We start from the raw sequence: 24527 nt of genomic DNA on the forward strand, positions 1-24527 counted from the left end.
GGTGATCGTCCGTCGGGTGGGTACCAGCGTCGTGATGGTGATCGTCCGTCGGGTGGGTATCAGCGTCGTGATGGTGATCGTCCGTCGGGTGGGTATCAGCGTCGTGATGGTGATCGTCCGTCGGGTGGGTATCAGCGTCGTGATGGTGATCGTCCGTCGGGTGGGTATCAGCGTCGTGATGGTGATCGTCCGTCGGGTGGGTACCAGCGTCGTGACGGTGATCGTCCGTCCGGCAGTTACCAGAAGCGCGATGGCGACCGTCGTGAAGGCGGGTATCAGAAGCGTGAGGGCGGCTACGAGCGCCGTGACGACCGTGGCCGCAGCCCGCGTCCGACCCGTGGTGGCGCTGAGCGTCCGCACAACGACCGGCCCTATGACGACCGTCCGCGCCCCGAGCGCGGTCCCGACATTCCCGACGAGGTCACCGCTCGTGATCTGCAGGGGCCTGCACGCAACGAGCTCAAGACCCTGAGCAAGGAGAACGCCGAGCAGGTGGCTCGTCATCTGGCGATGGCGGCGAAGCTGATCGAAGAGGATCCTGAGCTGGCGCACGAGCACGCCCTCGCGGCATCCCGTCGGGCCGGACGCATCGCCATCGTCCGCGAGACGCTGGGCATCACCGCGTATGCGACCGGCGACTTCGCTCTGGCGCTGCGCGAATTGCGCACCTACCGACGGATCTCCGGCAAGGAGGATCAGATCGCGCTCATGGTCGACAGCGAGCGCGGCGTCGGCCGCCCCGATCGCGCGCTCGAGGCCGGTCGTGCCGTCGACCGTTCGGCACTGCCGGTCGACGTCCGCGTCGCTCTCGCCATCGCGATGTCCGGTGCACGTCTGGACCGCGGCGAGACCGAACTCGCCCTCGGCGAACTCGAGATCCCCGAGCTCGATCCGGATCGCGCCTTCAGCTGGAGCCCTGCGCTCTTCGCCGCGCGCGCCGCCGTGCTCGAGGACCTCGGACGCAACGAGGAAGCCGAATTCTGGGCTCAGCGTGCCGAGGTCGCGCTCGAAGCGCTCGGCCTCGACGAGGAGGGCGATGAGGAGCTCATCGTCGAAGACAGCCTGATCGAGGGCGAGTTCCCGGAGGACTCGGCGGCCGAGGAAACGGCAGCTGCGCCCACGGAATCGGCCGTCGTGGAGGCCGATGCGACTGAGTCTGAAGCCGCGCCAGAGCCCGAGGAAGCCGACGAGCTCGATGCTGCCGAGGCCGCCCCGGAGACAGAGACTGCACTCGAGCAGGATGCCGCTGACGATTCCGCGTCTGCGTTCGAGCCTGCGGTCGAGTCCGTGGCTGAGGCCATGCCGGCGTCCGACGCGCAGACCGAGATCGAGCCTGCAGCCGACCTCGAGCCCGCGGCCGCGGTCGACCCCGCTCCGTCCGAGCGGGAGCAGATCGAGCAGGAGGTCGCCGAGCTCCTCGGCGAGTCCGACGAGGACACCGACGCGAACAGGGACGCCGAGGACGAAGAGGACCGCGCCTGATGGGCCTGTTCGCCAAGAAGCATCCCACTCCTCTCGACGGCATCGACGTCGTCCTCGCCGACCTCGACGGTGTCGTGTACGCCGGACCGTCGGCGCTGCCGTACGCCGTCGACAGTCTGAACGCGGTTGCGACCGGGCGGCGCCTCGGCTACATCACGAACAACGCCTCGCGCACCGATGCATCCGTCGCCGAGCATCTGACCGAGCTGGGGCTGACGGTGGCGCCGCGTGAGGTCGTCACCAGCCCCCAGGCGGCGATGCGCCTGCTCTCGACCATGGTGCCGGCGCCTGCGACGCTTCTCATCGTCGGCGGCGAGGGCCTCGTCGTCGAAGCGGAGAAGGCCGGCTACACCGTCACCCGCAGTGCCGAGGATGCGCCGGATGCCGTCGTCCAGGGTTTCGCGCCCGACGTCGCGTGGACCGACCTCGCCGAGGCGGCGTTCGCCCTCAAGCTGCCCGAGGAAGAGGGCGGGATCCCCTGGATCGCGACGAACAACGACTGGACGATCCCGCGGGAACGCGGCATCGCGCCGGGAAACGGGACGCTCGTCTCCGCCGTGCACACCGCTGTCGGACGCCTCGCAACCGTCGCCGGAAAGCCGGAGGTCCCGATCTTCGAAGAGGCCATCGCGCGCTTCGGCGGTCGGCGCACGCTTTTCATCGGCGATCGTCTGGACACCGACATTCTCGGCGCCAATCGCGCGGGAATCGACTCGATCCTCGTGCTCACGGGCATCGATCGTCCCAAGCACGTGCTCGCCGCGCCCGAGGGATCACGGCCGACGTTCGTTCTGTCGGACCTGCGTGAGCTCCACGCGCCGTATCCTCAGGCCGTCCGCACGGACGGCGCCGTGACGGTCGGGGGTGCGACGGTGCGCGTGAACGGCGGCGACGTCGAGATCCTCGCCGAAGGCACGAGCCAGATCGAACTGCTGCGCGCCGGCGCTCTGGCGATCTGGGAGTCCGGAACGCCGATCTTCGTCCTCCGAGTGCCAGAGCGCCTCTACGAGGATCCGTTCCATCGGCCGTAGGCTGGTCAGGTGAGCGACGACAGCACGACAGGTCCGACCGACGGTCTCTGGAGCCGTCTGCGCCTGATCGAGGGTCAGCCGCTCGCGGCCCGCGCCGATGCCTATGCGAGCCTGCACGACGAGCTGTCGCGACGGCTCGAGTCCGGCGCGCGGATCGACCAGCGAGAGAAGTCGTCGGAACGGTGACGCGTCTGGACGCAGCCCTCGCGGCCCGTGGCCTCGCCCGGTCCCGCACGCACGCGGCATCCCTCATCGCGGACGGACTCGTCCAGGTCGCCGGGCGCACGGTGATCAAGGCATCCACCGCGGTCGACGACGGCGCCGACATCACCGTCGCCGGTGCCGACCACTACGTCAGCAGGGCGGCGCACAAGCTGATCGCCGCACTCGACGGATTCGAGGTGCCCGTGGCGGGGCGGCTCGCGCTCGACATGGGCGCATCGACCGGTGGATTCACCCAGGTGCTGCGCGAGCGCGGCGCAGAGCGCGTGCTGGCCGTCGACGTCGGCCACGACCAGCTCGCGCCCGTCATCGCCGCAGACCCCGCCGTCACGGTCGTCGAAGGCTACAACGTCCGGCACATGACGCCGGAGAATCTGGCCGCCGCGACGGGGGAGACCCGCGCCCCCGACCTCATCGTCGGCGACCTGTCCTTCATCTCCCTGGAGCTCGTGTTCGGCGCGATCGCGCTGGTCGCGGCATCCGAGTCCGATGTGATCCTGCTCATCAAGCCGCAGTTCGAGGTCGGACGCACGGCTGTGCGCGGCGGGCTCGTCACGAACCCCGTCATCCGAGCGGATGCCGTGGCGCGCACGCTCTGGCGGGCATGGGACGCCGGGTTCGGGATGCACGGCATCCTGCCCTCGCCGATCCTGGGCACCCACGGCAACGCCGAGTACCTTGTCCACATCGCGCCCGGCCGGGGGACGTCTCCGGCAGAATGGACGCAGCAGATCGACGAACTGGCAGGAGGACGATGAACGAGCGCTACATCCTGGTCGTCGCGCACGCCGGCCGCGAGGACACCGTTGCAGCAGCTCGTCGAGTCGTCGAATCCCTGCGCGGTGCCGGCGCTCGTCCGGTCCTGGCCGCCGAGGACCGTACCGAGCTGGCCGCCGTCGACGGGGATTTCGCGAACGTGGACGTCCTCGGTGACGGCATCGCGGTCGACGACCTCGAACTCGCGATCGTGCTCGGCGGCGACGGCACCATCCTGCGTGCGGCCGAACTGGTCCGCGACAGCGGCGCACCAGTGCTCGGCATCAACATGGGCCACGTCGGCTTCCTCGCCGAGATCGAGCGCGACGACATGGACAACGCCGTCCGACGCGTCATCGAACGCGACTACGAGGTCGAAGAGCGCATGGCGCTGGCCGTCCGGGTGAAGGATGCCGCCGGCGACGTCGTCTACGAGACCTGGGCGCTCAACGAGGCGACCGTCGAGAAGGCGAGCCGCGAGCGCATGATCGAGGTCGTCGTCGAGATCGACGGACGCCCTCTCACCAGCTACGGCTGCGACGGCATGGTCGTCTCGACCCCGACCGGATCGACCGCCTACAACTTCTCCGCGGGGGGTCCGGTGATCTGGCCGGGTGTCGAGGCGATCGCGGTCGTGCCGCTGTCCGCGCACGCACTCTTCGCCAAGCCGCTCGTCGTCAGCCCTCAGGCCTCGGTCGCGATCGAGATGCTGGAGAGCACCAGCGGCACCGGCATCCTGTGGTGCGACGGCCGCCGCTCGCACGAGCTGCCGCCCGGCGCCCGCGTCGTCGTGCGCCGTTCGTCGCGCCCGGTCCGCCTGGCGCGGCTGCACCCCGCAGCTTTCACCGACCGGCTCGTCCGCAAGTTCCGCCTTCCGGTCGCCGGCTGGCGCGGCAACGGGACGGAGGCTCCCGCATGATCGAGGAGATCCGGATGCAGCACCTCGGCGTCATCGCCGACGCCGTGCTTCCGCTCGGCAAGGGTTTCACGGCGATCACCGGCGAGACCGGAGCGGGCAAGACCATGGTCGTCACCGGCCTCGGGCTTCTCCTGGGGCAGCGCGCCGACTCCGGCGCGGTCCGCGCCGGCGCAGCGCAGGCCTCAGTCGCCGGGGTCTGGGTCGTGCCCGATCAGGGCGCCGTCGCCGACATCGTGACGGATGCCGGGGGAGAACTCGAACCCGCAGGAGCAGGTCGGTCCGAACTGTACGTGTCGCGCACTCTCAGCTCCGAAGGACGCAGCCGTGCCAGCGTCGGCGGACGCGCGGCCCCAGCCGGAGTGCTGTCCGCCCTGGCAGAGCAGCTCGTCGTCGTGCACGGGCAGTCCGAGCAGCTGCGGCTGAAATCCGCCGCCGCTCAACGGGACGCGCTGGATCGCTTCGCCGGCGAGCCGGTGTCCGCCGCGCTGCGCGTCTACACGGAGGCGTGGGAGACCTGGCGGACGCTGGATGCAGACCTTCGCGACCTCACCGAGAATCGCGACCGGCGAGCCGAGGAGGCGTCCCGGCTGCGCGAGGCACTCGCGTTGATCGAGGCCACCGCGCCCGAGCCGGGCGAGGACGACGCCATCGCGGAGCGCGCTGAACGACTCGCGAACGCCGAGGAGCTGCGGCAGGCGGCCGCCCTCGCACACGGTGCGCTCTCCAGCGAGGACGATGCCCCGGATGCCTCAGAGCTCGTGGCCGACGCTCGTCGGGTTCTGGAGCGGGTGACCGACCCCGCCCTGTCCGCGGTGGCCGAGTCCCTCGCCGACGTCGGCTATCGGCTGACGGATCTCGCCGGCCAGCTCGCCGGCTACCTCGCCGATCTCGACGAGGCCGGGCCGCACGAACTCGCCGCCGTCGAGGAGCGCCGCGCGGCGCTCGGCGCCCTGGTGCGCGCCCACGGCTCGCTGGATGAGGCCCTCGCCGTCTGGGAGACGGGTTCCGCCCGCCTCGCCGAGCTGGATGACGACAGCGGCCGGGTCGAACGGCTCGAAGCCGAGCGCGCCGCCGCACGAGCGGCACTCGACGCGGCGGCGGAGCGGCTCACCGCCGCCCGCACGGAAGCCGCAGGCCGCCTGGGCGCCGCGGTCTCCGAAGAACTCCATGCGCTGGCCATGCCGGATGCCCGGCTCGAGGTCGCGGTGACACCGGGCGCGGAGAGCGCCCACGGGCGCGACGACGTTGCGATCCTGCTCGCGCCGCACCCTGGCGCCGAGCCCCGCCCCGTGGCGCGCGGAGCGTCCGGAGGTGAACTGTCGCGCGTGATGCTGGCGATCGAAGTCGTCATCGCAGGGACGGATCCGGTCCCGACGTTCGTCTTCGACGAAGTGGACGCCGGCATCGGGGGAGCGGCGGCGATCGAGGTCGGGCGGCGACTCGCCCGACTCGCCGAACGATCTCAAGTCATCGCCGTCACGCATCTCGCTCAGGTCGCCGCCTTCGCCGGAAACCATCTGTCGGTCGTGAAAGCCAGCGATGGCGCGGTCACGGCATCCAGTGTGCGTCGTCTGGACGGCGCCGATCGCGAGGCCGAGATGGCCAGACTCCTGTCCGGATTGACCGATTCGGATGCTGCAATCACCCACGCCCGAGAACTTCTCAGTCTCGGCGCCGCCGCTGCCTGTTAGGATAGAAGCCCGTGATGAACTCTTCTTCTGCGGGGCCCAAGAACGACACCACCAAGCACATCTTCGTGACCGGCGGTGTCGTTTCGTCTTTGGGCAAGGGGCTCACCGCCGCAAGCCTCGGCAACCTTCTCACCGCCCGCGGACTGCGGGTCGTCATGCAGAAGCTCGACCCGTATCTGAACGTCGATCCGGGCACCATGAACCCGTTCCAGCACGGCGAGGTCTTCGTGACCGACGACGGCGCGGAGACCGACCTCGACATCGGCCACTACGAGCGCTTCCTCGACATCAACCTGTCCGAGGCCGCGAACGTCACAACGGGCCAGATCTATTCGCAGGTGATCGCGCGCGAGCGCCGCGGCGAGTACCTCGGCGACACCGTGCAGGTCATCCCGCACATCACCGATGAGATCAAGCGCCGCATGCGCCTGCAGGCCGACGAGTCGCCCAAGCCCGACGTGATCATCACCGAGGTCGGCGGCACGGTCGGCGACATCGAGTCGCAGCCCTTCCTCGAGTCCGCCCGTCAGCTGCGCCACGAGCTCGGCCGCGACAGCGTGTTCTTCGTGCACGTCTCGCTCGTGCCGTTCATGGGGGCGTCGGGGGAGCAGAAGACCAAGCCCACGCAGCACTCGGTGGCGGCTCTGCGCCAGGTCGGCATCCAGCCGGACGCGCTCGTGCTGCGCAGCGACCGGCCGGTGAGCGAGTCGAACCGCAACAAGATCGCGCTGATGTGCGACGTCGACGCCGAGGGCGTCATCAACACGGTCGACCTGCCGAGCATCTACGACATCCCGTCCACGCTGAACGAGCAGGGACTCGATTCGTACATCGTGCGTCGCCTCGGACTCGCCGAGAAGGCGGCCGACGTCGACTGGACGCGCTGGAACAAGGTCCTGCACGCCGTGCACAACCCGAAGCACGAGGTCACGATCGGCCTGGTCGGCAAGTACATCGACCTGCCGGACGCCTACCTGTCGGTGACCGAGGCGCTCAAGGCCGGCGGCTTCGCGCAGGAGACCAAGGTCAACATCCGCTGGATCCCCTCCGACCTGTGCGAGACGCCCGAGGGCGCCAAGGAGCAGCTCGGCGCGCTCGACGGCATCTGCGTTCCCGGCGGCTTCGGCATCCGCGGCATCGAGGGCAAGCTCGGCGCGCTCACCTTCGCGCGCGAGCAGGGCATCCCGACCCTCGGTCTGTGCCTGGGGCTGCAGTGCATGGTCATCGAGTACTCGCGCAACGTCGCCGGCATCGACGGCGCCTCGTCGAGCGAGTTCGACCCGCAGACGCAGGCTCCGGTCATCGCGACCATGGCCGAGCAGGTCGACATCATCGATCACGGCGACCTCGGCGGCACCATGCGGCTCGGGCTGTACCCGGCGCACCTGGCCGAGGGCTCGATCGCCGCCGAGGTGTACGGCGCCACCGAGGTGCAGGAGCGCCACCGGCACCGCTACGAGGTCAACAACACGTACCGCGATCGCATCGCCGAGGCCGGCATGGTGTTCTCGGGGCTGAACCCCGAGCTCGACCTGGTCGAGTTCGTCGAGCTGCCGCGCGACGTGCACCCGTACTACATCGCCACGCAGGCGCACCCCGAGCTGCGTTCGCGTCCGACCGCCCCGCACCCGCTGTTCCGCGGCCTCGTCGGCGCCGCTATCGATCGGCACCGCGCGAGCGAGCTGTTCGACGTCGAATCCGATGACTGACGTGCAGGACGCGTCCGTGCTGCACGACGAGCCGTTCGAGCCGGAGGTTCTGCAGAGCGACCTCGTCCACAAGGGCTGGGTCTGGGACGTCCGCTCCGACCGCGTCGCCTACGGCGACGGTGAGATCATCCGCGAGTACGTCGCCCATACCGGTGCGGTCGCCGTCGTTGCGATCGACGACGACGGACGGGTTCTGCTGATCCAGCAGTACCGGCATCCGATCCGGCATCGGGACTGGGAACTGCCCGCCGGACTGCTCGACATCCCGGGTGAGGAGCCTCTGCTGGCCGCACAGCGCGAGCTCGCGGAGGAGGCCGACCTGGTCGCCGCGACCTGGGAGCCGCTGATCTCGGTCTGGACGACGCCGGGCGGCAACGACGAGATGATCCACGTGTTCCTCGCGACGGGCGTGTCGGCGGCCTCCGCCGCGCACGCACGCGAGGACGAGGAAGCCGACATCCGCATCGAGTGGGTTCCGCTGTCGGATGCCGTGGACGCGGCGCTCGAGGGGCGCATGCACAACGGCATCCTGTCGGTCGGCGTGCTCGCAGCCGAGCGGCGGCTCCGGGGCGCAGGCGCCGGGCAGTAGTCGTGCAGGTCGCACGCGCGGTCGACGCCTATCTCAGGCACGTCACGATCGAGCGCGGTCTGTCCACGCACACCGTGGCGGCCTACCGTCGCGACCTCGAGAGCTATACGCAGTGGCTCGCGGATGCCGGGATCGACGACACCGCGGCGATCACCGGTTCGATCGTCAGCCGCTTCATCGCGGATCGCTCGGCCGTCGTGCCCGCCCCTGCGGCGACGAGTCTCGCTCGGCTGCAGTCCTCGGTGCGCGGGCTGCACCGGTATCTGGTGCGCGAGGGCGTGGAGCCGGAGGATCCGACCGGGCGTCTGCGCCCGCCCAAGACGCCGCAGCGTCTGCCCAAGGCGCTCACGATCGATCAGGTCGAGCGGCTGCTGGCCGCGCCGTCGCCGGACGATCCGCTCGGGATCAGGGACCGCGCACTCCTGGAGCTGCTGTACGCCACCGGCGCGCGGGTGTCGGAGGCGATCGGCCTCGACGTCGACGACCTGTCGTACGGCGAGGTGCTGCGGCTGCGCGGCAAGGGATCCAAGGAGCGGATCGTGCCGGTGGGCTCCTACGCGCGGGCCGCGGTCGACGCCTACCTGACCCGGGTGCGTCCGGGGCTCGCGGCCAAAGGCCGCGCCACGGCGAAGCTGTTCCTCGGTACCAGGGGGGCGCCGCTGTCGCGCCAGAGCGCGTGGCTCATCATCCGCTCGGCAGCAGAGGCCGCCGAGATCACATCCGAGGTGTCGCCGCACACGCTGCGTCATTCGTTCGCGACGCATCTGCTGCAGGGCGGCGCCGATGTCCGCGTGGTGCAGGAGCTGCTCGGACATGCGTCGGTCGCCACGACGCAGATCTACACCCACGTCTCTGTGGACGCGCTGCGCGACATCTACGCCACGTCGCACCCTCGGGCGCGGTAGCCCCCGACCCGATTCGGCAGATCGCCGGGGGCCGGCGGCGTGTCCGCGCCCGTGCCGACTAGAATCGAGCGAGCACAAGGGAGCAGGAGAACCGGTGGCTGACAAAGCGGCGAAGTCCAAGGGAAAGACGTCGAAGGCGGACGAGACCCCGATGGGACCCACCGGCCGTCCCTATCACGGCTTCCCCACACCCGCACCGCTGGACTCCCATGGCCCTGCGCGCATCATCGCGCTGTGCAACCAGAAGGGCGGCGTCGGCAAGACGACCACCTCGATCAACCTCGCCGCTGCCCTCGCCGAGTACGGGCGCAAGGTCCTCGCCGTCGATTTCGATCCGCAGGGTGCGCTGTCCGCCGGCCTCGGCATCCACACGCACGACATGCTGACGATCTACGACCTGCTGCTGGACACCAAGCGCGATGTGCACGAGGCGATCGTGCCGTCTTCGGTCGAGGGTCTCGATGTGATCCCTGCCAACATCGACCTTTCGGCGGCGGAGGTCCACCTCGTCAACGAGGTCGCGCGCGAGACGATCCTGTCGCGGGTGCTGCGCCAGGTCGCCGGCGAGTACGACGTCATCCTGATCGACTGCCAGCCGTCGCTGGGCCTGCTGACCGTGAACGCGCTCACCGCGAGCCACGGCGTGCTCATCCCGTTGGAGTGCGAGTTCTTCGCCCTGCGCGGCGTCGCGCTGCTGATCGAGACGATCGACAAGGTGCGCGACCGGCTGAACCCCGCGATCCAGCTCGACGGCCTCCTCGCCACCATGTACGACCCGCGGACGCTGCACTCCCGCGAGGTGCTCGAGCGCGTCGTCGAGGCGTTCGGCGACGACGTCCTCGAGACGGTCATCGGTCGCACCGTGAAGTTCCCGGATGCCTCGGTGTCCGGCGTCCCCATCACCGAGTTCGCGCCGGAACACGCCGCCGCTCAGGCGTACCTGCGGCTGGCGCGGGAGCTGGTCGCCCGTGGCGCCGTCGCCTGACACCGATTCGACCGAGGACTCCGGGTTCCGGGTCTCCCTGGGCAACTTCGACGGACCGTTCGATCTGCTGCTGAACCTCATCACCAAGCACGAGCTGGACATCACCGAGGTCTCGCTGAGCAAGGTCACCGATGAGTTCATCGCCTACCTGAAGGACCTCGGTCCCGAGGAGGAGCTGGACCAGGCATCCGAGTTCCTCGTCGTCGCGGTGACCCTGCTCGATATGAAGGTGGCGGGTCTGCTGCCGCAGGGCGAGCTCGTCGACGCGGAGGCTGTCGCCCTGCTCGAGGCGCGCGATCTGCTGTTCGCCCGTCTGCTGCAGTACCGCGCCTTCAAGGAGGTCTCCGCGTGGTTCGCGCGGAGTCTGCAGCGCGAGGACCGCAGGCACGTCCGCGCCGTGCGACTCGATGAGAAGCATCGCAGGCAGACGCCGGAGCTCGTGTGGAGCCTCAGCGCCGCGGACTTCGCCGCTCTCGCCCTGCTCGCGTTCGCGCCGAAGGAGATCCCGCACGTCGGTCTCGATCACCTGCACGCACCGCTGGTGAGCATCCGCGAGCAGGCCGCGATCGTGGTGACGCTGCTGCGCAACACCGAATCGCTGACGTTCCGCGAGCTCGTCTCCGGGGTGAACGAGCCCGGCATCGTCGTGGCGCGGTTCATCTCGGTGCTGGAGCTGTACCGGCACGCCGCGCTGTCCTTCGAACAACTGGAACCGCTCGGCGAGCTGACGCTGCGCTGGGCCGCCGACACCTGGTCGGATGAGATGCTCGCGACCCTGGGGGCCGACTATGACCGATGACGTGACCGACGAGATGTCTTCCTCGCTCCCTGAGCCCGTCGAAAGCGCCCCGCTGACCGAGAAGCTCGAGGCGATCCTCCTCATCCTCGAGGAACCGCTCGGCCTCGTCGCCCTCGCCGCCGCCGTCGGCGCACCAGTGCCCGCGGTCCGGCAGGCGATCGAGACGCTCGTCGACGATTACGACGGCCGCGGCGCAGGCCCCCGGCGCGGCTTCGAGCTGCGCGAGGTCGGCGGCGGCTGGCGGCTGTACGTCCGCGAGGACCATGACGGCCTCGTCGCGGAGTTCGTCGGCGGGCAGGCGCCTGCCCGGCTCTCGCAGGCGGCGCTCGAGACGCTCGCCGTGATCGCCTACAAGCAGCCCGTCACGCGCGGCCAGGTCGCGTCCATCCGTGCCGTGAACGTCGACTCGGTGGTGCGCACTCTGCTCGCGCGAGGACTCATCACCGAACTGTTCGCCGACTCCGAGACCGGCGCCATCAACTACGGCACCACCGATGCCCTGCTCCAGAACCTCGGCATCAACTCGCTCGACGAGCTTCCCCCGATCTCTCCGCTGCTCGACGATGGGTCGAACGGCTTCGAAGAAAGCAGCATCCGATGATTCCCACGACCGATCCAGCCGCTGACGGCATCCGACTGCAGAAAGTCCTCGCCAACGCGGGCGTCGCGTCCCGGCGGGTGATCGAGGACTACATCGTCGAGGGGCGCATCCGCGTCAACGGCGAGGTCGTCACCGAACTCGGCCGTCGGATCCACCCGGACAAGGACCTCGTCGACGTCGACGGCACGGCGGTGCAGTTCGACGTGTCCAAGCGCTACGTCATGCTGAACAAGCCCGTCGGCGTCGTCAGCACCATGCGCGACGAGAACGGGCGGCCCGACCTGCGCCGTTTCACGAAGGACTACGAGGAGCGGCTCTACAACGTCGGACGCCTGGATGCCGAGACGAGCGGTCTGCTCATCCTCACGAACGACGGCGAACTGGCCCACGTGCTCGCGCATCCGTCGTTCGGCGTGACGAAGGTGTACATCGCAAAGGTCGAAGGCGCGGTCACCGCGCAGACGATCGCCACGCTGACCAGGGGCATCGAGCTCGAGGACGGGCCGATCGCCGCCGACAAGGCGCGGCTCCTCGACGTGTCGACGAGCTCCGCGAGCGGTGAGCAGTCGAGTCTGGTGGAGCTCACGCTGCACTCCGGGCGCAATCGGATCGTGCGTCGGATGATGGCGGCGGTCGGGCATCCCGTCACCGAACTCGTGCGCCGTCAGTTCGGCCCGCTGCACCTGGGAACGCTCCCGGCGGGGAAGTCGCGGGAACTGAGTAAAATCGAACTCGGCGCGCTGCTGACTCTCTCGCGCCAGGATGCCCCTGCGGATGCGACGCCGGGAGACGTGCAGGAGACGCAGTGACCGAACAGTTCCGTGGTGCCGTGGTGCCCCCACGGCTGTCGGGGACCGTCCGCGTCGTCGGATCCGGCCTGCTCGGGGCGAGCATCGGCCATGCACTGCGGGCCAAGGGCGTCGACGTCGTCCTCGCCGATGCGTCGCCCGCGCAACTGCGCCTCGCCATCGACTACGGCGCCGGCCGCGCAGAGCACGACGACGATCGCCCGGTGCTCGTCGTCGTCGCCGTTCCGCCGGATGTCACCGCCGACGTCATCCATGCCGAGCTCGATCGCTACCCGGATGCCGTCGTCACCGACGTCGCGAGCGTGAAGCTCGAGCCGTTCCGTGCGCTGCAGCAGCGCGGCGTCGACCTCACGCGCTACATCGGATCGCACCCGCTCGCGGGACGCGAACGCGGTGGTGCCATCTCTGCCAGAGCCGACCTCTTCGTCGGCCGCCCGTGGGTGGTGTGCCGGGATGAGCAGACCCGCCCCGCCGATCTCGCGCTCGTCGAGGCGCTCGCTCTCGACGTGGGCGCGATGCCGCTGGAGATGACGCCGGAGGAGCACGATCGCTCCGTCGCGCTGACTTCGCACGTCCCGCAGGTCGTGGCGAGCCTGCTCGCGGGCCGTTTCACTTCCGCCGACGAGGATGCCCTTCGCCTGGCAGGACAGGGGGTGCGCGACACCACGCGCATCGCGGCATCCGCTCCGGAGCTCTGGGTCCAGATCCTCGGCGCGAACGCGCAACCCGTCGTCGAGATCCTCGACCAGCTGGCCGAGGATCTGCGCGATGTCTCGGATGCGCTGCGGGATCCCGCAGCGCCCGGCGCGCGCCGTGCCGTGGCCGACGCCATCCGGCAGGGAAACGAGGGCGTCGAGAGGCTTCCGGGCAAGCACGGTCAGAACCGACGCTACGAGCAGCTGGTCGTCATGGTCGACGACACCGCAGGTCAGCTCGGACGACTCTTCGGCGAGCTCGGCGAGCTCGGCGTCAACGTGGAGGACCTGCGCCTGGAGCACTCGCCGGGCGCACAGTTCGGCCTCGCCGAGATCAGCGTCGCCCCGGCGGCGCTGCACGGCGCGATCACCGGACTGCGGGAGCGCGGGTGGCGGATTGCAGGGACGACCAATGACTAGTGCGCTCAAGTTCATCGCGATCGACGGACCGGCGGGCTCGGGCAAGTCCAGCGTCTCCAAGGCCGTCGCCCGCACGCGCGGTTACGGCTACCTCGACACCGGCGCCGCGTACCGGGCGCTCGCCTGGCACGTGCTCGATCGCGGCGCCGACACGGCGGATGCCGAGGCGGTGCGCACCGCGGCATCCGATTTCCCCCTGGTGATCGGACTCGACCCTGACGACCGCTCGGTGCGCGTCGGCGAGGTCGACGTGACGGACGCGATCCGCGAATCCCGGGTCTCGGGCGCGGTGAGCGGCGTCGCGCGCGTGCCCGAGGTGCGCGCCCAGGTCAACGAACTGTTCCGATCCCTCGTGGCGGATGCCGCCTTCGACGCCGTCGTCGTCGAAGGCCGTGACATCACCACCGTCGTCGCACCGGACGCTCCCGTGCGCATCCTGCTCACCGCTGCTCCCGAGGTGCGCGCTGCGCGCCGCGCCGGCGAGCTCGCGGGCGAGAACGCCGCAGCGGTCGCCGACGCGCTGCATCGTCGCGATGCGGCGGACAGCACGGTCGTGGACTTCCTCAACGCCGCAGAGGGCGTCGAGGTCGTCGACTCGACCTCCCTCGATTTCCCCCAGACCATCGACGCCGTGCTCGCGGTGATCGACCGAAAGCAAGGAGCGGAACATGCCCGCTGAAGACGAGTACGAGGGCGGCCCTGACCGCCTCGAAGAGAAGATGAACGACCTGGATGAGGTGCTCGCCGAACAGCGGGCGGAGGCGCTGCGCGCCGGCCTCGCCGAGTACGACCTGGACGAGGACGACGCGCAGCTGCTCGCCGGACTCGCCGGTGAAGAGGGCGGCATCGAGTTCCTGCCCGCGCTGCCGGTCGTGGCGATCGTGGGTCGCCCGAACGTCGGCAAGTCCGCGCTCGTGAACCGCATCCTCGGTCGCCGCGAGGCGGTCGTCGAGGACACCCCCGGTGTCACGCGCGACCGCGTGACGTACAAGGCCGAATGGCTGGACCGTCGCTTCTCCGTCGTGGACACCGGCGGCTGGGAGCCGGATGCCAAGGGCATCGACCGGTCGGTCGCAGCGCAGGCCGAGGTCGCGATCGACCTGTCCGACGTCGTGCTGTTCGTCGTCGACGCGAAGGTCGGCGCCACATCCACCGACGAGCACGTCGTGAAGCTGCTGCGCAAGAGCGGCAAGCCGGTCTTCCTCGTCGCGAACAAGATCGACGACGCCCGCCAGGAGCCCGAAGCCGCCGTGCTGTGGAACCTCGGACTCGGCGAGCCGTATCCGGTCTCCGCGATCCACGGCCGAGGCGTGGCCGACCTGCTGGACGCCGTGATGAAGAAGCTACCGAGCGTCTCCGCCGTCGCCAAGGCCGAGATCGGCGGACCGCGCCGCGTCGCGATCCTCGGTCGCCCGAACGTCGGCAAGTCCTCGCTGCTGAACAAGGCGGCGGGGGAGGAGCGCGTGGTCGTCAACGACCTCGCCGGCACCACCCGCGACCCGGTGGACGAGGTCGTCGAGCTCGGCGGCAAGCTGTGGCGTCTCGTCGACACCGCCGGCATCCGTCGTCGGGTCCACCTGCAGCAGGGCGCGGACTTCTACGCCTCGCTTCGGACGTCGGCCGCGCTGGAGAAGGCGGAAGTCGCCGTCGTCGTGCTGGACGTGTCCGAGTCGATCAGCGAGCAGGACATCCGCATCATCGACCTGGTGCTGGAGTCCGGCCGGTCGCTCGTGCTGGCGTTCAACAAGTGGGATCGCCTCAACGACATCGATCTGGAGAACCAGGATCGTCGTCGTTACCTCGAGCGCGAGATCGAGCAGGACCTCGCGCACGTGGCATGGGCGCCCAGGGTGAACATCTCGGCCAAGACGGGCCGTCACCTCGACAAGCTCGTGCCTGCGCTGGAGACCGCGCTGGAGAACTGGGATCGCCGCATCCCGACCGGCAAGTTCAACGCATTCCTGTCCGAACTCGTCGCCGAGCACCCGCATCCGCTCCGTGGCGGCAAGCAGCCCCGCATCCTCTTCGGGACGCAGGCGGCGACGCGCCCGCCGACGTTCGTGCTGTTCACGACGGGGTTCCTCGACCCCGGCTACCGGCGCTTCATCCAGCGCCGCCTGCGGGAGATCTACGACTTCGAGGGGACGCCGATCGTCATCAACATGCGGGTGAGGGAGCGCCGCCAGCGCTGACCCTCCGGCGGTACCATGGGAGGTGGATGCCGCAACGCCGTGGCATCCACCGAGCACGCCCACAAGGCCCGCCGAAAGAGGATGCGATGACGCACACCCTGCCCCTGCCCGATTTCACCCACGAACGCGTGGAGGTGATCACGGGACGGCGCAGCGGTCTGTTCATCGCCGTCGCCCTGCACTCCTCGGCGCTCGGCTCCGCTCTCGGCGGCGCGCGCCTGTGGACGTATCCGCACTGGAGCGACGCTCTCGGCGACGCGCTGCGCCTGTCGGCCGCGATGACGCTGAAGAACGCAGCGGCCGGTCTCGATGCCGGTGGCGGCAAGTCCGTCATCGGACTCTCCGAGGGGACCGTGCTGGATTCCGAGCGTCGACGTGCGGCTTTCCTCGACCTCGGCGACGCCGTCGAATCCCTCGGCGGTCTCTACCGTACGGCCGAGGATGTCGGGTCCACGACCGAGGACATGCTCACGGTCAGTGAGCGCACGTCGCATGTGGTCGGCCTTCCGGATGCGGTCGGCGGTTCGGGTGAGCCGGCAGGCCCCACGAGCCTGGGCGTCTACGAGTCGCTGCGCACAGTGCTGGAGCGTCTGACCGGGTCGTCGGATGTCGCGGGCCGACGGATCACGATCTCCGGTCTCGGTCAGGTCGGCGGACGACTCGCCGTCCGACTGTCCGCCGAGGGCGCGATCCTCACGGCTACCGATGTCAACCCCGCGCGTCGCCAGTTGGCTGCCGACCTCGGCATCGCCTGGGTCGAGCCGGGTACCGAGCATCTGGTCCCCGCTGACGTGTTCGTTCCGGCTGGCATCGGCGGGCTGCTGACGGATGACGTGATCGATGCGCTGGATGTGCGCGCGGTGTGCGGGCCGGCGAACAACCCGCTGGCCGCGCACGATGGCGCACAGCGACTTGCCGACCGTGGCATCCTGTACGCGCCCGACTTCGTCGTCAACGCCGGCGGCGTCATCTACCTGGATCTCGAGGCGAAGCACGGCGGCACGCGGGCCGCGATCATGGAGCGCGTGTCCGGCATCGGAGACACGGTCCGCGGCATCCTCGATGATGCGGCCGAGCGCGGCATCACGCCGCTGCAGGCGGCAGAGGAACTCGCCGAAGCGCGGCTCCGTGCGGCGCGGGCGTCGCAGAGCGTGCTGTCGTAGACCGCTGACGGGTCAGGCGTCGAGCTCGGCCTGCAGTCGCGCCCAGAGGTCGCGGCTGCAGGCCGCGACGGTGACCTCCCAGGTCTGGTTGGCACCGTCTTGAGCGGTGTCCGAGACGGCCTTCCAGATCCGGATGGGGACCCCGAACTGCTGGGCGACCCATGTGTAGACGTACGCCTCCATGTCGACGAGGTGCCCGCCGAGCGCGTGGATAGCGCGCACGGTGTCCGCGTCGTCGACGAAGCTGTCGCCGGTGGCGATGACCACGTCGCCGTCGCCGAGCGTGAGACTCTGCGGCATCGACACGTGGTGGCCCGCGACGCCGTTGTCGTCGATGACGTCGTACTGGAATGCCCGGTCGATCGAATGCACGCCGGGGGCGATCTCCTGGTCGATCGCGCCGGCGGTCCCGACCACGAGGACCTCGTCGTAGTCGCCGGCATCGAGCGCACGGGTCAGCGAGTAGGCCGCCTTGATCTTGCCGGGGCCGGTCACCAGCCGTTCGTAGCCGGGCACGTGGTCCGGGAAGGCGCTGAGTTCGGATGCGAGGGCGGCGACGAGAAGCTTCACGGATCAATCTTCGCAGAGGCGTTACGCCGCTGGTCGCGTCGGGTGCCCTGATCGGGATGCTGTGACAGGCTGGAGGGGTGACGATCGTTCCTCCGAGTGCTGGTGAGCCGCGTCGACCCGAGGGTCCGCGCGACCCGGGGGATGCCTGGGTCGTCGCGCCGACGGGTGAGCGGTACTGGGGCCGGTTCGGCGCCGCCGGCCTGCTCGCGCGGGATGCCGAGCGCGGCGTGCTGCTGCAGCACCGGGTCTCCTGGAGCCATTTCGGCGGGACGTGGGGTCTGCCGGGTGGCGCCCTGCACGAGGGTGAGTCCGCGATCGACGGCGCGCAGCGGGAGGCGACCGAGGAGGCGGGAGTGCCCGAGGGGGCGCTGCGTCCGCGGTTCACGAGTGTGCTGGACCTCGGCATCTGGTCGTACACGACGCTCGTGGCGGATGTGACCGTGCCGTTCGAGCCGGTGATCAGCGACCCCGAGAGCGTCGCGTTGGAATGGGTGGCGGTGGAGGACGTGGCGAACCGTCCGCTGCATCCCGGGTTCGGGGACGCGTGGCCGCGGCTGCGTTCTCTGCTCGAAGTTCAGCCCGCGGTCGTCGTGGACGCCGCGAACGTCGTCGGCAGCGTGCCAGATGGGTGGTGGCGCGATCGGGCGGGAGCCGCGGCGCGGCTGCATGGCTCGTTGGCGGGATTGGCGGTTCCGGCTGCCGATCTCGGTCTCGACGGCGACGTGTGGTTCCCCGATGTCAGCTTCGTCGTGGAAGGTCAGGCCAAGGCGTTCGACCCGGATGCCGAAGGCGGAGCGGTCCGGGTCGTTCGCGCCCCCGGCGAGGGCGACGAAGAGATCGTCGCCGAGGCGTCGCGCCTGATCGACGACGGGCGTCCGGTCACGGTCGTCACGAGCGATCGTGAGCTGCGCGAGCGTGTCGAGAGGGCCGGGGCGCGGGTGCAGGGTGCGGGCTGGTTGCGGGGGCTGATCGGCTGATCGCGCGTTGCGTGGGAATCGCGGATGACCAGCCGCGCGGTCAGTGCATCCGCGCGCGACATGCCGCTGCAGTCCCGGTTCTCCCGGCTTGCAGGGCATGCCGCGGGCTCAGTCGTCGCGGCCGCGGAGCCGATCGATGTCGCGTCGCTCGCGCTTGGTCGGGCGACCTGCGCCGCGGTCGCGGACGCCGAGGGCGGCGACGGGGTCGCGCGGCGGCGTGCGGTCTTCGTACGCGAGCGCCGCGACCGGCGCTCCGACGCGCTTGACGAGGGTCTGACGGACGACGAGGTGACGGTCGAATCCGCTGATGCGCACGCGGAGCTCGTCGCCGGGCTTCACGGTCTGAGCGGCTTTCACCTTGTCGCCGTTGACGCGGACGTGTCCGGCGCGGCAGGCGGTCGTCGCGGCCGAGCGCGTCTTGTACACGCGGATCGCCCACAGCCAACTGTCGACGCGGACCGGCTTCGAGAGGGCCGGGTTCGCGGCGTGTGCGGAGTTCACGGCATCCGTCATCGTTGGATCTTCCCTTCGCGCAGTGTCGTGAGGGCGCCGGCCACGATGAGTCCCTGCCCGAGCGTGTAGGTCGCCATGACGACGGGGCTCGTCCAGTCCGGCATCGCATCCGGGACGAAGAGCCGGAACGCGAGGACGGTGTCGCTGGTGAGGAAGAAGATGCTGCCGACCATCACGAGCGGGTGACAGCGGGTGGCCACGGCCGCGGTGGCACCGAGGACGAGCCCGTACGCGCCGACGGCGATCAGCAGGTCACCGGTATGCGGTCCGAGGAACAGGATCATCGCGATCCACCAGGCGGCGTAGACGAGCGCCCACCACGGCATCCGCTGGCGTCGGAGCACGCGCAGGAACAGAACGATGTAGGCGACATGCGCGAGGCCGAAGAAGCCGAGCATGAGCGGGAGCTCCGGTGCCGACGGGAAGAGGGCGCCGGCGCCGTCACCGAGCCAGGAGAACAGCAGTGCGGCCAGCAGCAGGATGATCGCCAGCATCGGACGCAGCCGGGCGGAGACTACGACCGGGATCGCGAGCAGCGGCATGAGCCACAGCTTGGTCGGGGGAGCGAGGTCGCTGCCGACGGCGAGCGCGCCGACGTGCAGGACCGACATCAGCGCGTAGGGGACGAACGTCCACCAGATGGTGGGCCGACCGAAGACGCTGCGTTGCATCCTCCCATCGTATGTTCGTGCGCGTGCAGGCGCGCGTCTCTCAGACGTTGGCGGTTCGCAGTTCGAGGGCGACGATCGCGCGCCCTGGCTTCGGCGCGGCCGTCTCGGTGAAGCCGGCGGCCAGGAATGTCGTCAGCGCGCCGTGGTAGAGATCGTTCGACGGGACCGTGCCGTTCGAGGTGTCGATCGGGTATGCCTCGATCACGCGCGCGCCTGATTCGCGGGCGAGGTCGATCGCGGAGCGCAGCAGCTCGGCGTTCAGGCCGAGCCCGCGGTGCTCCTTGCGGACGACGAAGCACGTGATCGCCCAGACCGATTCGTCGTCGAGGGGCTCCGGCGTGCCCGTGACGATCATGCGGGTGCGGGCGATGCGCCGTTGGGCGGTGCGGGGGCCGACGCGGACCCAGCCGGCGGGTTCGCCGTCGACGTACGCGATGAGACCCGGAGGCGGGGCAGCGTCGACCTCGCTGTGCAGAAGTTCGCGGCGCTCGTCGACCGTCGTGCGGTCGAACTCGGCATTGGTGAGGGTGAACCAGGCGCACTGGCAGCTGCGTCCGTCGCCCCCTCCGGAGAGGGCGTGCTGCACATCGTCCCAGCGGTTGGCAGTGGCGGGTTCGGTGGTGATTGCGGGCATGTCGGCACGCTACGCTCCACCTCCGACACGGGCAAGGGATGCCGGTTCGCGAACGCCCGTTCGTCCGGCTAAGATAGTGGAGTTGCCTGCGCGAGAGCGAAGACAACGGGCTGTGGCGCAGCTTGGTAGCGCACCTGACTGGGGGTCAGGGGGTCGCAGGTTCAAATCCTGTCAGCCCGACGAAATGCAGAAGAGGGACCGGCCGGAGGCTGGTCCCTCTTCTGCATTCACGAGCACTTTCAGCGCGGCCACGAGGCGCAGCAGGTTCCGCATTTGCACGCCGGCATCGGGTGAAGACGATGAACGTCGTAAGCATGTCCGTGGTGCGGATTACCGTAAGCGAATGACGCGTCGAACACGCTACTCGGACGAAGAGCTGGTCGCAGCGGTTCAGGCCGCCGGATCTTGGCGCGACGTGTTGCGTCGGCTGGGCGCGGCAACGACATCTGGTGGCAGTATCAAAGCTGTCCGCGATCGCGCCGATTCCCTGGAACTGGACTACTCGCATTTTCGGGGCAGAACACGTTGGCGAGAGGAAGACCTCGAGTCGGCGATTGTAAACGCTACCACTTGGGAAGGCGCGGTCTCAGCGTTGCGAATGACTGACGTTCCGTCGGTCGCCAGTCTGAAAGGACATGCGGCGCGACTCGGTGTGAATGTAGGCCATCTAGCATCGGACCAGATCGAACCAGTCGCCGAGATGCTGCCCGACCTCGGTCGACTCAATCGTGCAGGCCCGATGCTCGCGGCAGCTTGGTTCACCTTGTGTGGTCTTGATGTCGCGTGGCCGCTTGAACCATGCCGATACGATCTCGTTGTCACGAGCCGCACCGGTGCCCGACGAGTTCAGGTGAAAACGACCACGACGCGTGTGGACGGCTCGTGGAAGGTGTTCCTGTCAACGACTTCGGGGGCGAGACACCCGTACTCACCGGATGAAATCGACGACTTCTTCGTGATCGACGGCGATCTCAAGTACTACCTGATTCCGATTGAGGTGGTGGGCGGACGGCACGCTCTCCATTTGACTGCGTACGAGCGTTTCGGAGTCGCCACTCGATCGTGACTGTGATTGAACCGTCTCGTCGGACACATGCGCGTTGGCCAAGACCGCGCCTCTCGTTTCGCCGCCGTATTCCCACTGCGGGATGTGATGGATCAGTGGCCGGTACCGCCCTGTTCGACCATCTCTAGGAGGGCGTCGGCATTCTCGCCTTGCAGGAACACGACGCTCATTCAGCGCAGTTCGGCCGCACACCCGGTGCTCGCTCGACAGGCGGGAGACGTCCCGCTCAGTCGTCGATGTCCGTACCGACGACGACGAAGTCCGCGCCGAAGTCGATGTCGATCGAGCGGTTGTCCGACGTGAGGACCGAGGCGTCGTACGGGCTCACATCGTCGCCGTCGACATCGAGGTCGGTGATCATCCCGTCGGCTTCGGCGAGTGCGGCGGCGACCAGTGCGCGGATCGTCTCGTCATCCAGGCTCAGGCTGGCGGCAGTGTCGTCGCCGTCACCCGGGTCGGTCGAGATGACCGATGCCGTGAGCCCCTCGTCGACGCGGACCTCGGTCTCGTCGCCTGCGGCGTTCGTCAACTGCACCTCCCAGGTGCCGTCGCGTTTCGCGTCGATCGATGTGACATCGCCCTCGGCGGCGTCGCGCGCGGCATCCGCGATCTCGATCAACTCGTCCGCCGACGCCGTGCCGATGCCGGTGACCGGGCCGCCGCCGGTCGAGGATTCACTCCGGTCATCATGCTCGTCGTCGCTGTCACCGTGGTCCCGGTCATCGTGGTCCGTGTCGTCGCGGGCCGTGTCGTCGTGGCGCGAACCGTCGGACGCCGATGAACTGTCGTCATCGCCGAACTCGTCTCCGATCGCCGCGCCGACCGCGATGCCGCCGCCGGCGAGCAGCACGGCCGCTGCGATACCGCCGCCGATGAGGAGCGCTCGCTTTCGTCCGCGCTTCGCCTCGGCGGGAGCGGGTGCCGCTGCGGGGGCCGCCGAATGCGGTGCCTCGCCGGACGCCGGTGTCACGGGACCCGCCGGAGCGCCTGGTGCGGAAGCCGGGGTCTGGTGAGGCGTGTTGTCGGGAGTGGGTGTCTTGTCGTCCATGTCTCGATGGTGTCGCAGTGGTGCTGAAGCCTCCCTGAAGCGTCCTGAAGGCTTCTTCAGGAAACGACGATCCAGGCGTCCGATCAGTCGCGGAGGGGGAGCGCGAGCACGAAGCGCGCGCCGCCCCAGCGGGAATCATCGACCGTCAGGGAGCCGTGGGCGGACGCTGCGATGCCTCGCGCGATCGCCAGACCGAGTCCGCTGCCTCCGGCGTCACGACTGCGCGCCTCGTCGAGTCGGACGAAGCGTTCGAAGATCCGCTCGCGCTCCTCTGCGGGGACGCCGGAGCCGTCGTCCTCGACCGTGACGAACACGTACCGATCCGACGGGGTCACGCCGATCGCGACCCGGCCGCGACTGTGGCGGGCGGCGTTGTCGGCGAGGTTGCGCACCAGCTGTCCCAGCAGGCGCGGGTCGCCGTGCACCCGCGCGGCGTGGATGCCGGAGCCGTCGACCTCGAGCCCTGCCGCGCGCAGGCGCCGCACTTCGCCGAGCGCGACGTCGTCGAGGTCCATCGCCTCGTCGTGCGTTCCAGCGCCCTCGTCGAGTCGGGCAAGCAGCAGCAGGGATTCGACGATGCCCTGCAGACGCAGCCCCTCCTCAGACACGACCTCTGCCAGCTCGTCGATGCTCGTCACCTCGGGATGGGCCTGCGCGAGCTCCGCGTGCTGACGGATGGTCGCGAGCGGGGAGCGCAGTTCGTGCGACGCGTCGGACACGAACCGCCGCTGCGCGGTGGCGGCGGCATCCAGCCGATCGAGCATGCCGTTCATGGTGATCGCGAGCGCGGCGATCTCGTCGGCTGTGTCGGGCACCGGCACGCGCTGGTGGAGGCGATCAGCGGTGATGTCGTCGACGCGCTCACGGATCCGCTCGACCGGGCGGAGCGCACGGCCGACGACGAGCCAGGTGGTCACCGCGACGAGGAGCAGCAGCAGCGGGACGGCGATGGCCAGCAGGATCGAGACCGTCGCCAGCGTCTCCGCGTCGTCGTCCATCGAGACGGCGGCCACGAGAGTCTGGTCGTCGTCGAGGCCCTCTGAGACGACGAGCATCTGCTCCTCGTCGACGATCAGCGTCCGCGGGTCGTCGGAGAGGGGCAGAGCGTTCGATCCCAGCGCTTCGCGGGCTTCCTCGCTGGCCGCGCGGACGGACCCGTCCGGCCCGATGATCTGAACGATCTCATCGTCGATCGCGTTGATCGCGTCTCCGCCGCCAGGGCCGTCGAGGCGTTCCGCGAGCACTTCGAGGCGCTGCTCGGCCGCGCGTTCCGTGCTGCCATGGATGCTGCTGCTGAGGACTCCATAGAACGTGAAGGCCCCGATGAGCAAGGCGACCGCGACGACGACAGTCGCTCCGAGCGTCGTCCTGCCTCGCACCGAGCGCCACCCGCGGTCAGCCACCGTCCGCCGCCAGCCGGTAGCCCGCACCGCGGACGGTCTCGATCGCCTCGCGGCCGAAGGGCTTGTCCAGCTTGCGGCGCAGATGCCCGACGTAGACCTCGACGATGTTCGGATCGCCGTCGAAGTCGTCGTCCCAGACGCCGTCGATGAGGGCGCGCTTCGACAGAACCTGACCGCGATGACGCATCAGATATTCCAGGACGGAGAACTCGCGGGCGGTGAGAGCGATGGCGCTCTCACCGCGCCAGACGCGATGCGCGGCGGGGTCGAGCCGCAGATCACCCGCTTCCAGAATCGCCGGACGGGCGACGGCTCCCCGCCGGACGAGCGCGCGCAGTCGAGCCACCAGGATCGCGAACGAGAACGGTTTCGTGACGTAGTCGTCGGCCCCCGTCTCGAGGGCCTCGACCTGATCCCACTCGCCGTCCTTCGCGGTGAGCATCAGCACCGGTGTCCAGTTCTCCTCTGCGCGCAGCGCCTCGCACACCTTCCACCCGCTCATGCCCGGCATCATCAGGTCGAGCACGATCGCGTCGTAGCGCGTCTCCCGCGCCCGCCAGAGTCCGTCGACGCCGTTGTGTGCGACATCGACGGCGAATCCCTCGGCCTCGAGGCCGAGGCGCACGCCCTCGGCCAGGCGCACCTCGTCGTCCACCACCAGAATCCGCATCCTTCCA

The 24527-nt window shown here is 69.5% G+C and carries 27 protein-coding genes and 1 tRNA gene; 20 read left to right on the forward strand and 8 right to left on the reverse strand.

Annotated elements, in window-relative coordinates:
* The coding region (locus M2317_RS16335) for a hypothetical protein (protein ID WP_429461974.1) at nucleotides 1–558 on the reverse strand (558 nt) is incomplete at its 3' end.
* Between M2317_RS16335 and M2317_RS16340 the strand changes: the two genes are divergently transcribed.
* The 17 genes from M2317_RS16340 (at nucleotide 511) to M2317_RS16420 (ending at nucleotide 16968) form a co-directional block, all read left to right on the forward strand.
* Nucleotides 511–1482: a hypothetical protein gene (locus M2317_RS16340; protein WP_429461975.1), complete on the forward strand. Its 972-nt coding sequence runs from the start codon at nucleotides 511–513 to the stop codon at nucleotides 1480–1482. The two genes, M2317_RS16335 and M2317_RS16340, sit on opposite strands and share 48 nt — an antisense overlap.
* Complete coding sequence (locus M2317_RS16345) at nucleotides 1482–2513, forward strand: HAD-IIA family hydrolase (protein ID WP_429461976.1); 1032 nt, start codon at nucleotides 1482–1484, stop codon at nucleotides 2511–2513. Before M2317_RS16340 ends, M2317_RS16345 begins: the two co-directional genes overlap by 1 nt.
* Before the next feature lie 9 nt (nucleotides 2514–2522).
* Entirely contained in the window at nucleotides 2523–2699 is a 177-nt protein-coding gene (locus tag M2317_RS16350; protein ID WP_429461977.1) for a hypothetical protein, read from the forward strand.
* On the forward strand, nucleotides 2696–3493 hold the full coding sequence (locus tag M2317_RS16355; protein ID WP_429461978.1) for a TlyA family RNA methyltransferase: 798 nt from the start codon (nucleotides 2696–2698) through the stop codon (nucleotides 3491–3493). The genes M2317_RS16350 and M2317_RS16355 overlap by 4 nt, the downstream gene beginning before the upstream one ends.
* Complete coding sequence (locus M2317_RS16360; protein ID WP_429461979.1) at nucleotides 3490–4410, forward strand: NAD kinase; 921 nt, start codon at nucleotides 3490–3492, stop codon at nucleotides 4408–4410. The genes M2317_RS16355 and M2317_RS16360 overlap by 4 nt, the downstream gene beginning before the upstream one ends.
* Nucleotides 4407–6101, forward strand: a complete 1695-nt coding sequence (gene recN / locus M2317_RS16365) for a DNA repair protein RecN (RefSeq protein WP_429461980.1) — start codon at nucleotides 4407–4409, stop codon at nucleotides 6099–6101. Before M2317_RS16360 ends, recN begins: the two co-directional genes overlap by 4 nt.
* A 14-nt stretch (nucleotides 6102–6115) precedes the next feature.
* A complete protein-coding gene (locus M2317_RS16370; RefSeq protein ID WP_429461981.1) occupies nucleotides 6116–7810 on the forward strand; it encodes a CTP synthase in 1695 nt (564 codons plus the stop codon).
* On the forward strand, nucleotides 7803–8399 hold the full coding sequence (locus M2317_RS16375; protein ID WP_429461982.1) for an NUDIX domain-containing protein: 597 nt from the start codon (nucleotides 7803–7805) through the stop codon (nucleotides 8397–8399). The genes M2317_RS16370 and M2317_RS16375 overlap by 8 nt, the downstream gene beginning before the upstream one ends.
* Nucleotides 8400–8401: 2 nt before the next feature.
* Nucleotides 8402–9304 (forward strand): site-specific tyrosine recombinase XerD, encoded by a 903-nt coding sequence (gene xerD / locus M2317_RS16380; protein ID WP_429461983.1) that lies wholly within the window; start codon nucleotides 8402–8404, stop codon nucleotides 9302–9304.
* 151 nt (nucleotides 9305–9455) lie between these two features.
* On the forward strand, nucleotides 9456–10289 hold the full coding sequence (locus tag M2317_RS16385; RefSeq protein WP_429462422.1) for a ParA family protein: 834 nt from the start codon (nucleotides 9456–9458) through the stop codon (nucleotides 10287–10289).
* A complete protein-coding gene (locus M2317_RS16390; protein ID WP_429461985.1) occupies nucleotides 10273–11088 on the forward strand; it encodes a segregation and condensation protein A in 816 nt (271 codons plus the stop codon). The genes M2317_RS16385 and M2317_RS16390 overlap by 17 nt, the downstream gene beginning before the upstream one ends.
* Entirely contained in the window at nucleotides 11078–11689 is a 612-nt protein-coding gene (gene scpB / locus M2317_RS16395; RefSeq protein ID WP_429461987.1) for an SMC-Scp complex subunit ScpB, read from the forward strand. Before M2317_RS16390 ends, scpB begins: the two co-directional genes overlap by 11 nt.
* A complete protein-coding gene (locus M2317_RS16400) occupies nucleotides 11686–12498 on the forward strand; it encodes a pseudouridine synthase (protein WP_429461989.1) in 813 nt (270 codons plus the stop codon). The genes scpB and M2317_RS16400 overlap by 4 nt, the downstream gene beginning before the upstream one ends.
* Nucleotides 12495–13613: a prephenate dehydrogenase gene (locus M2317_RS16405; protein WP_429461991.1), complete on the forward strand. Its 1119-nt coding sequence runs from the start codon at nucleotides 12495–12497 to the stop codon at nucleotides 13611–13613. Before M2317_RS16400 ends, M2317_RS16405 begins: the two co-directional genes overlap by 4 nt.
* Nucleotides 13606–14292 (forward strand): (d)CMP kinase, encoded by a 687-nt coding sequence (cmk, locus tag M2317_RS16410; RefSeq protein WP_429461993.1) that lies wholly within the window; start codon nucleotides 13606–13608, stop codon nucleotides 14290–14292. The genes M2317_RS16405 and cmk overlap by 8 nt, the downstream gene beginning before the upstream one ends.
* Complete coding sequence (der, locus tag M2317_RS16415; RefSeq protein WP_429461995.1) at nucleotides 14282–15805, forward strand: ribosome biogenesis GTPase Der; 1524 nt, start codon at nucleotides 14282–14284, stop codon at nucleotides 15803–15805. Before cmk ends, der begins: the two co-directional genes overlap by 11 nt.
* An 86-nt stretch (nucleotides 15806–15891) precedes the next feature.
* Nucleotides 15892–16968, forward strand: coding sequence for a Glu/Leu/Phe/Val dehydrogenase dimerization domain-containing protein (locus M2317_RS16420; RefSeq protein WP_429461997.1), 1077 nt, complete (start codon nucleotides 15892–15894; stop codon nucleotides 16966–16968).
* Nucleotides 16969–16980: 12 nt separating this feature from the next.
* Here M2317_RS16420 and M2317_RS16425 read toward each other — a convergent pair whose 3' ends face one another.
* Nucleotides 16981–17538, reverse strand: coding sequence for a nucleoside phosphorylase (locus tag M2317_RS16425; RefSeq protein ID WP_429461999.1), 558 nt, complete (start codon nucleotides 17536–17538; stop codon nucleotides 16981–16983).
* 77 nt (nucleotides 17539–17615) lie between these two features.
* Here M2317_RS16425 and M2317_RS16430 point away from each other — a divergent pair, with 77 nt between their 5' ends.
* Nucleotides 17616–18515: an NUDIX domain-containing protein gene (locus tag M2317_RS16430; protein ID WP_429462001.1), complete on the forward strand. Its 900-nt coding sequence runs from the start codon at nucleotides 17616–17618 to the stop codon at nucleotides 18513–18515.
* A gap of 108 nt (nucleotides 18516–18623) precedes the next feature.
* Here the strand turns inward: M2317_RS16430 and M2317_RS16435 are convergent, their stop codons facing one another.
* From M2317_RS16435 to M2317_RS16445, 3 genes are read right to left on the reverse strand one after another with little or no spacing between them, the layout of a single operon-like run.
* On the reverse strand, nucleotides 18624–19028 hold the full coding sequence (locus M2317_RS16435; RefSeq protein WP_429462003.1) for an RNA-binding S4 domain-containing protein: 405 nt from the start codon (nucleotides 19026–19028) through the stop codon (nucleotides 18624–18626).
* Complete coding sequence (locus M2317_RS16440) at nucleotides 19025–19699, reverse strand: lysoplasmalogenase (RefSeq protein WP_429462005.1); 675 nt, start codon at nucleotides 19697–19699, stop codon at nucleotides 19025–19027. The genes M2317_RS16435 and M2317_RS16440 overlap by 4 nt, the downstream gene beginning before the upstream one ends.
* A 40-nt stretch (nucleotides 19700–19739) precedes the next feature.
* Nucleotides 19740–20333 carry a GNAT family N-acetyltransferase gene (locus M2317_RS16445; protein WP_429462007.1) on the reverse strand — a complete coding sequence of 198 codons (594 nt, stop codon included), beginning with the start codon at nucleotides 20331–20333 and terminating at the stop codon, nucleotides 19740–19742.
* 106 nt (nucleotides 20334–20439) lie between these two features.
* Here M2317_RS16445 and M2317_RS16450 point away from each other — a divergent pair.
* Together M2317_RS16450 and M2317_RS16455 are read left to right on the forward strand one after the other, a co-directional pair.
* Nucleotides 20440–20513: transfer RNA gene (locus tag M2317_RS16450), tRNA-Pro, on the forward strand.
* Nucleotides 20514–20676: 163 nt separating this feature from the next.
* A complete protein-coding gene (locus M2317_RS16455; protein ID WP_429462009.1) occupies nucleotides 20677–21399 on the forward strand; it encodes a group I intron-associated PD-(D/E)XK endonuclease in 723 nt (240 codons plus the stop codon).
* Nucleotides 21400–21625: 226 nt separating this feature from the next.
* On the opposite strand, the gene M2317_RS16460 is transcribed toward M2317_RS16455, so the two are convergent.
* From M2317_RS16460 to M2317_RS16470, 3 genes are all read right to left on the reverse strand, one after another.
* The gene (locus M2317_RS16460; protein ID WP_429462011.1) at nucleotides 21626–22447 is read right to left on the reverse strand and encodes a hypothetical protein; all 822 of its coding nucleotides are present in this window, start codon (nucleotides 22445–22447) and stop codon (nucleotides 21626–21628) included.
* 83 nt (nucleotides 22448–22530) lie between these two features.
* Nucleotides 22531–23850, reverse strand: coding sequence for a sensor histidine kinase (locus tag M2317_RS16465; RefSeq protein WP_429462013.1), 1320 nt, complete (start codon nucleotides 23848–23850; stop codon nucleotides 22531–22533).
* Nucleotides 23843–24520, reverse strand: a complete 678-nt coding sequence (locus tag M2317_RS16470; protein WP_429462015.1) for a response regulator transcription factor — start codon at nucleotides 24518–24520, stop codon at nucleotides 23843–23845. The genes M2317_RS16465 and M2317_RS16470 overlap by 8 nt, the downstream gene beginning before the upstream one ends.
* Nucleotides 24521–24527: the final 7 nt, after the last annotated feature.

Source organism: Microbacterium sp. ZKA21, assembly GCF_050434165.1.
Taxonomy (GTDB): Bacteria; Actinomycetota; Actinomycetes; order Actinomycetales; family Microbacteriaceae; genus Microbacterium.

Excerpts from the sequence above, each read along its gene's own strand:
- der (WP_429461995.1), top strand. The coding sequence starts at position 14,282 with ATGCCCGCTGAAGACGAGTACGAGGGCGGCCCTGACCGCCTCGAAGAG.
- M2317_RS16375 (WP_429461982.1), top strand. The coding sequence starts at position 7,803 with ATGACTGACGTGCAGGACGCGTCCGTGCTGCACGACGAGCCGTTCGAG.
- M2317_RS16460 (WP_429462011.1), bottom strand. The coding sequence starts at position 22,447 with ATGGACGACAAGACACCCACTCCCGACAACACGCCTCACCAGACCCCG.
- M2317_RS16470 (WP_429462015.1), bottom strand. The coding sequence starts at position 24,520 with ATGCGGATTCTGGTGGTGGACGACGAGGTGCGCCTGGCCGAGGGCGTG.
- cmk (WP_429461993.1), top strand. The coding sequence starts at position 13,606 with ATGACTAGTGCGCTCAAGTTCATCGCGATCGACGGACCGGCGGGCTCG.
- recN (WP_429461980.1), top strand. The coding sequence starts at position 4,407 with ATGATCGAGGAGATCCGGATGCAGCACCTCGGCGTCATCGCCGACGCC.
- M2317_RS16370 (WP_429461981.1), top strand. The coding sequence starts at position 6,116 with ATGAACTCTTCTTCTGCGGGGCCCAAGAACGACACCACCAAGCACATC.
- M2317_RS16360 (WP_429461979.1), top strand. The coding sequence starts at position 3,490 with ATGAACGAGCGCTACATCCTGGTCGTCGCGCACGCCGGCCGCGAGGAC.
- M2317_RS16400 (WP_429461989.1), top strand. The coding sequence starts at position 11,686 with ATGATTCCCACGACCGATCCAGCCGCTGACGGCATCCGACTGCAGAAA.
- M2317_RS16340 (WP_429461975.1), top strand. The coding sequence starts at position 511 with ATGGCGGCGAAGCTGATCGAAGAGGATCCTGAGCTGGCGCACGAGCAC.
- M2317_RS16385 (WP_429462422.1), top strand. The coding sequence starts at position 9,456 with ATGGGACCCACCGGCCGTCCCTATCACGGCTTCCCCACACCCGCACCG.
- M2317_RS16440 (WP_429462005.1), bottom strand. The coding sequence starts at position 19,699 with ATGCAACGCAGCGTCTTCGGTCGGCCCACCATCTGGTGGACGTTCGTC.
- M2317_RS16420 (WP_429461997.1), top strand. The coding sequence starts at position 15,892 with ATGACGCACACCCTGCCCCTGCCCGATTTCACCCACGAACGCGTGGAG.
- M2317_RS16455 (WP_429462009.1), top strand. The coding sequence starts at position 20,677 with ATGACGCGTCGAACACGCTACTCGGACGAAGAGCTGGTCGCAGCGGTT.
- M2317_RS16445 (WP_429462007.1), bottom strand. The coding sequence starts at position 20,333 with ATGCCCGCAATCACCACCGAACCCGCCACTGCCAACCGCTGGGACGAT.
- M2317_RS16435 (WP_429462003.1), bottom strand. The coding sequence starts at position 19,028 with ATGACGGATGCCGTGAACTCCGCACACGCCGCGAACCCGGCCCTCTCG.
- scpB (WP_429461987.1), top strand. The coding sequence starts at position 11,078 with ATGACCGATGACGTGACCGACGAGATGTCTTCCTCGCTCCCTGAGCCC.
- M2317_RS16345 (WP_429461976.1), top strand. The coding sequence starts at position 1,482 with ATGGGCCTGTTCGCCAAGAAGCATCCCACTCCTCTCGACGGCATCGAC.